7 protein-coding genes are annotated in these 5,454 nt (G+C 37.9%); 2 read left to right on the top strand and 5 right to left on the bottom strand.

The genetic code is table 11. The annotated features are described in order from the left end of the window. Window positions 1–290, bottom strand: a 290-nt coding sequence (locus ACIQXU_RS20735) for an AbrB/MazE/SpoVT family DNA-binding domain-containing protein (RefSeq protein ID WP_402992114.1), incomplete at its 3' end; no start/stop codon positions are given. A 212-nt stretch (window positions 291–502) separates the two neighbouring features. Between ACIQXU_RS20735 and ACIQXU_RS20740 the strand changes: the two genes are divergently transcribed. Then, window positions 503–1,054: a MerR family transcriptional regulator gene (locus tag ACIQXU_RS20740; RefSeq protein WP_402992116.1), complete on the top strand. Its 552-nt coding sequence runs from the start codon at window positions 503–505 to the stop codon at window positions 1,052–1,054. A gap of 350 nt (window positions 1,055–1,404) precedes the next feature. Here the strand turns inward: ACIQXU_RS20740 and ACIQXU_RS20745 are convergent, their stop codons facing one another. The 3 genes from ACIQXU_RS20745 to ACIQXU_RS20755 form a co-directional block, all read right to left on the bottom strand. Next, window positions 1,405–2,469, bottom strand: coding sequence for a protein rep (locus tag ACIQXU_RS20745; RefSeq protein WP_402992118.1), 1,065 nt, complete (start codon window positions 2,467–2,469; stop codon window positions 1,405–1,407). A 476-nt stretch (window positions 2,470–2,945) separates the two neighbouring features. Next, window positions 2,946–3,221, bottom strand: coding sequence for a hypothetical protein (locus ACIQXU_RS20750; RefSeq protein ID WP_402992120.1), 276 nt, complete (start codon window positions 3,219–3,221; stop codon window positions 2,946–2,948). Beyond that, window positions 3,209–3,475: a helix-turn-helix domain-containing protein gene (locus ACIQXU_RS20755; protein WP_402992122.1), complete on the bottom strand. Its 267-nt coding sequence runs from the start codon at window positions 3,473–3,475 to the stop codon at window positions 3,209–3,211. The genes ACIQXU_RS20750 and ACIQXU_RS20755 overlap by 13 nt, the downstream gene beginning before the upstream one ends. Before the next feature lie 447 nt (window positions 3,476–3,922). Here ACIQXU_RS20755 and ACIQXU_RS20760 point away from each other — a divergent pair, with 447 nt between their 5' ends. Next, entirely contained in the window at window positions 3,923–4,537 is a 615-nt protein-coding gene (locus tag ACIQXU_RS20760) for a recombinase family protein (RefSeq protein ID WP_402992124.1), read from the top strand. Window positions 4,538–4,936: 399 nt separating this feature from the next. On the opposite strand, the gene ACIQXU_RS20765 is transcribed toward ACIQXU_RS20760, so the two are convergent. Then, a complete protein-coding gene (locus tag ACIQXU_RS20765) occupies window positions 4,937–5,347 on the bottom strand; it encodes a type II toxin-antitoxin system PemK/MazF family toxin (protein ID WP_402992126.1) in 411 nt (136 codons plus the stop codon). Between the last annotated feature and the right edge of the window lie 107 nt (window positions 5,348–5,454).

Raw genomic sequence — 5,454 nt, forward strand, 5'->3', positions numbered from 1 at the left:
TCCCCCATAGAATCATCGATCAGTTCGCCTTGTGACATTTCTGAATTGTTTTTACCGCGCTTGGACAGATACAGCATACGAAGCTCCCTATTGGATTTGCGCCTACGCTTAGTGGCCGGTTTCAACAAAATACCTTGTTCAGGGATCAGCTCCATTTCCACTTTCGCGCCCAACGCTAAATCAGCAATTTCCAAGAACTCCTGCGGAATGCGAACACCCGCGCTATTTCCCCATTTGCCAACGGTTGTTGTCGCCACATATATCAGTCCTCTCTTGTCTTTTCGACTCAATTATACCACCACCTTTCGGATATGTATATCCAAAGTATATCCAAATGGCAAAAAAAAGTGCAAAAACCAGAAAAATTCCTCCAAAAACGGGGACTTGCCTATATTAATTTATCTAAATTTAATTTGTAGAAGCTAAAGATGAAACAAGGTAAAGGAATGTCATGCCGGCATAACGAATTGATTTAAGAAAGAATGAGAGGAGTTATGCTGTCATGACAGAAAGACAAGCAGTAGTAACAAAGACGGTAAGCATGGTTTATAAAGCCTCGGATGTTATGGGAAAACTCGGATTAAAGGATTCTGCATTTAAAAAATACATTTACCTTCTTGAAAAAGAAGGCTATCTAATCAAAAGAAATAACAAAGGACATAGAATATTCACCGAAGATAATATAAAAACTTTGGAAATGTTTCTTGAACTAAGCCGTTATGACGGCGTGACTCTTGAATCAGTTGCAAAGAAAGTCGCAGAAATGAACCATCATAATGGCATGACAGAATCAAAACCAGAAAGTCATGACGGCATGACACTAATTTCTACGCTTCTTAAAGAACAACAGCAACAATTTGAAATTCAAAGATTAAAACAAGAGGAACAGTTTGCAGAACGAATGCAAAAAGTTCTTGAGAGTCAACTGAAATTGCAAGAAAGAACCCTGAAAGCAGAGCTAACAGTGAAATTAAGTAAAATAGAAGAATCCAACAAGCGAATAGAAGAACATCTCATCACGAAGAAAAAGCAATGGTGGAGATTCTGGGAATAGCAAATAATGTTGATAAGTTGCCCGCTGCTAATCATGAAGAAGAAAAAAGGGTTTCAAATTAACAGGTTAATTTATTATTAATCCTTCTTGCAACAGTTCATAATGCATTTGCAGTGATTCAGCCGGGCAGACACTTCACGTGTCGCCCTCTTTATTTGTCTATATAAAAAAACAGGCTAGTCCTATAGACTGCCCGTTTTCATACTTTCATAAATATATACTTACATAAATATATACTTACATAAATACATAAAATCATAAATTTATTGATTTCACATATTCTAAATGGGTATACTTTACCTATTAAATCTTTTTATTTGTCTGAAAGAAAGTTGGAGCTTTCTTTCGACTTAATTTTTGATGACGTATGTTTTTAAGCCTATATGCCAATAGGCTGTAACTTTTTGGATTTCTTGTGAAACATCGTCTTCTATCTGATTGTCGATATGAATCAGATCATCTTCTTTGTCTGCGAGGCGTAATTCGTCTCGTATTTTTTTTAGGCTTTTTCCCCATGCAACAAGCCTCTTATTAGCCATCGCACCGTCTAGAGTAAACACCGTTTCTACATTCTGTGCTTCTGTTCCAGTGAAAAGATCAGTATCTTTCACAGTATATTTTGAAGCCTCAAGAATCGCCTTTTGAACCGCTTGTTCATCGCTTATAGCCTTCTCTATGTCTTTTACAACCTCTTTAAAGTCTTTTTTCGTCTTCTTTGCTTTGACAGCTTCCACATGGACAATAGGTTCGTAATCAAGCTTCATCGCCTTTTGCCACAATCTTGTCCATTCTTCTTGAGGAATGTACTTATTCTTTCTAGCAAAATACATTGGTTTAACTGCTAAGAGTATATGAAAATGAGGATGATATGTATCTTCATCATTGTTTTTTGTGATTTCCAAGGCTCTGAACCAACCCTCGATTTCATCATCGACACACTTATATTTCATCAATCGATGATAACCCTCCATCATCGCTTTGATTGTATCCTCTAATTCATCACCCTCACAGTTCTTAACCGTAAGTGTTAAGAAAAGCCACCTTAGCTTTTGTCTATTATTTGCCACTTCAACTATTCTTTTATTCTCATATGTAAGCTTAAGAGATCTTCTCCAGTTACACATAGGACATAATCGAACCTTACAGAAGAACGCTTGATTCAGCTTTAAGCCTTCATTGGTTTGTTTAAAGGTGAGAAAATCACCACAACCACTCATTCTTTCAGCCTTCTTCAACAGCGTTGCCTCCTCAAACAGAGAGGCGGTTTTTAATGACATCCGCTTTTTATCATTCCATGGTCTTTCCTTACCACTCTTAGCAATATCCTTGAGTGGTTCATAATTCAATTCTATCATCTCCAATTTTTTTAATTCCGATAATTCACCTATGAATAAACGCTTCAGGCCTAGAGCCACAAGGCTTCAACCCTATTTTCCAAAATCCTGTTGTTTCTATAGTATCAAGATAAGAAGAATTCCGCTCCGCTATATTCTAAAAACCTCAAAACCTAACCCCAAACCCAATGAATCTATCATCCTACAGTTTCCAGATTGTTGTCCACAAATAATTACAGGATCCGCAATAAACCTTCGGCTGACCACTGCCCCAATATAGTGAAATACCTACAAGCAGCTCTCAAACAGCCTTCGACCAATCCTCACGCCCACCTGATCTCTCGGGGAGCGCCCATCATACATAAGTTTCCGCCCCAAGTCACCTGAGCCAGGAAAGAGGGACGATTCCCCCATTAGCAAAGCTTGGCTAAAGCCACCATTAGGGGGTGAGTAGCTTCTCACACATGATTCTATTTTACGGCATGGGTTCCGCTTCGCTTTATGGCTGCCATTAAGAAAGATAAATTACTCCGAAAGGTTGCGCAGCCATTAGCAAATTATGAATCTATGCAATTTGTTTTTAGGTTGGTAAGATTCCACCTGTGCCATATGCTATTTGGAGCACATGTATAGTCATTATCCTTTAAACGCTCACGAACCGCGTCTATACGTACATAAGGAGTTTCAGGTGTCTTTGGTATATTCATCATTCTAATCCATTGTATACGGTGTAAATTCGCGCTACGTTGCCACTCTGTCACATTTCCCCGGTTGTTTTCATCTTCCAAAGCCTTAATGACCTTTTCATAATCCATCTTGCTTACATCCCCCATAATTGAAGTCCCCTTTTGCCCGCAAGATGCTCATATTTTTGATGCAGTTCATCCAAAAGTAGTTTTAAAATCTCTTTATCGTAATCGCCATCGAGATAACTTTCAATGATTACAGAATGATTTTTAGATACATTGCGTTTTCCGGTTTCATAGCGACAAAGTAACGATTGATCAATTTCTAAAATATCCGCTAATCGTTGCATTGAAATAGATTGCGCCTGACGTTTTTGTTTAATAACTTGCCCTATATTCACTTGTGATTCCTCCAATTTTTGTGTTGAAGGGAACATAAGCAGTTGAAACGGATATGTCAATACGATTTATTCCGAACCTTTTCAAAACCATGCCAAACCACAACCTCAATGGGGGTCTAACCATTAAAATAACGCTTTTCAAATGATTAATTGGAAGTATTTACCCTATAAAAGATTTTTTATGAAATTTTTTGACCCCAAGGTGGTATATATGAGTTTGTTTATTGAATCTTTCGGTGGCCACCCAGGGGTCGGAAGGATAATCCTTACCTTCTAATGAACAGTCTCAAAAAGTACACCTAATGATACTGTTTCGAAAGTGTTATGAAACTGCATTAAATCAACGTTTCACATGTATCAAAAAGTATGTTTTATGTTATGATACGTATCAATTAATACATATATGTTTTGATACAAATTAATCAAAATTAAAGGGAGAGAGTCAAAATGAACAATAAAATTTTTGGTTATGTAAGAGTTAGTAGTAAAGATCAAAACGAGGCAAGACAGATCGAAACAATGAAACGAGAGGGAATTGATGAAAGGGATACATACATCGATAAGGCAAGTGGGAAGAACTTTGATAGACCTAAGTATCAGCTACTCAAACAAATGGTCCGAGAAGGTGATACAGTCATTTTTGATTCAATCACCCGCATGGGAAGAAATATGAATGAGACAATGAATGAATACGATTGGTTTGTTGAAAAAAACGTGCAGCTGCGTTTCATAAAAGAACCTATGATTAATACGAGCAACGAGCAAGAGGATATCATGAAACAAGCTATTCAAAAGATTATTTTAACTCTGCTTACTGCATTTGCTGAAAAGGAAAGAGACGAAATCAGAACAAGACAAGCCGAGGGGATTGCAATAGCACAAACGAAAGGAATAAAGTTTGGCCGCCCTGTTATCGACCTATCAGAAGAGTGGAAACCACTCTATGACCGTTGGAAAACAAAGCAGATTACTGCGGTTCAATTCATGACTAAGATCGGTATGAGCAAAGCGACGTTTTATCGCAAAGTAAAGGAATATGAGGAAAGCAATAAGTTAAATTAGGTAGTGGAACATGCGCCCGAACCCATGGATTAATTCACTTTTCATTTATAATATAGTTATAAACAAAGAGCCTATGACTTAGCACAGTACACAGACTCTTCAAGGTGGTGAATTATTCATGGATAAAGATACAGTTATCGCAGTCTGTTCATTATTAACTGTTGTTATTTCCATCATTGGTTTATTGATATAAATGATTGGCTTAGAGTGTTGAGCGACGCTTTAAGCCTTTTTATATTTAATAACATTATGCGATTTTTCAATACCGCTTTCAAGTTATTGATTTATTTGCTGGTTCTGGAGGGTTCCCTTGTCAGTATTCGCATTATGACCGCAGGAATCCATCAATAAAAAACCGTCAGGGGTTTATCCCTTGACGATTTTCTCTTAATTATCGGTTTACTCGTCATCTTCAGGGTATGCTACCAGTGACATTACATTGTCAACGATATCCACGAAAAACTCGGATTCCGTATCAACCTTGCCAATTACAATCGCATCTCTCATGTCCAGATCGATCGATCTAACATTGTTGATAAGAACTACACCTTCCAGTTCCGAAAAGTGGAGAGTAGGCGGTAGTAAGTGTGAATCAGGTGTTTCGACTCCTTGAGGAACGGGTATTTCAAAGCTATGACCCATACTTTGTGTCGTAACCGGAACCGTCAGTGCTATTTTGTTCAGGGACGGATCAATGAATCCATCTGATATTACGATTGAGGCACGATAGCCCCTTTGCTCTCGACCTTTTGTGGGGTTAAGATTGCACCACACAATGCTGCCTCGTTCTACAACTCCTGTAATTGACATTATTAAATCTCATCCCCCATAGAATCATCGATCAGTTCGCCTTGTGACATTTCTGAATTGTTTTTACCGCGCTTGGACAGATACAGCATACGAAGCTCCCTATTGGA

The organism is Peribacillus sp. NPDC097284 (assembly GCF_044761765.1).
Classification (GTDB): domain Bacteria; phylum Bacillota; class Bacilli; order Bacillales; family DSM-1321; genus Peribacillus.

Coding starts and splice junctions, on each gene's coding strand:
- ACIQXU_RS20750 (WP_402992120.1), bottom strand. CDS start 3,221: ATGGGGGATGTAAGCAAGATGGATTATGAAAAGGTCATTAAGGCTTTG.
- ACIQXU_RS20740 (WP_402992116.1), top strand. CDS start 503: ATGACAGAAAGACAAGCAGTAGTAACAAAGACGGTAAGCATGGTTTAT.
- ACIQXU_RS20765 (WP_402992126.1), bottom strand. CDS start 5,347: ATGTCAATTACAGGAGTTGTAGAACGAGGCAGCATTGTGTGGTGCAAT.
- ACIQXU_RS20760 (WP_402992124.1), top strand. CDS start 3,923: ATGAACAATAAAATTTTTGGTTATGTAAGAGTTAGTAGTAAAGATCAA.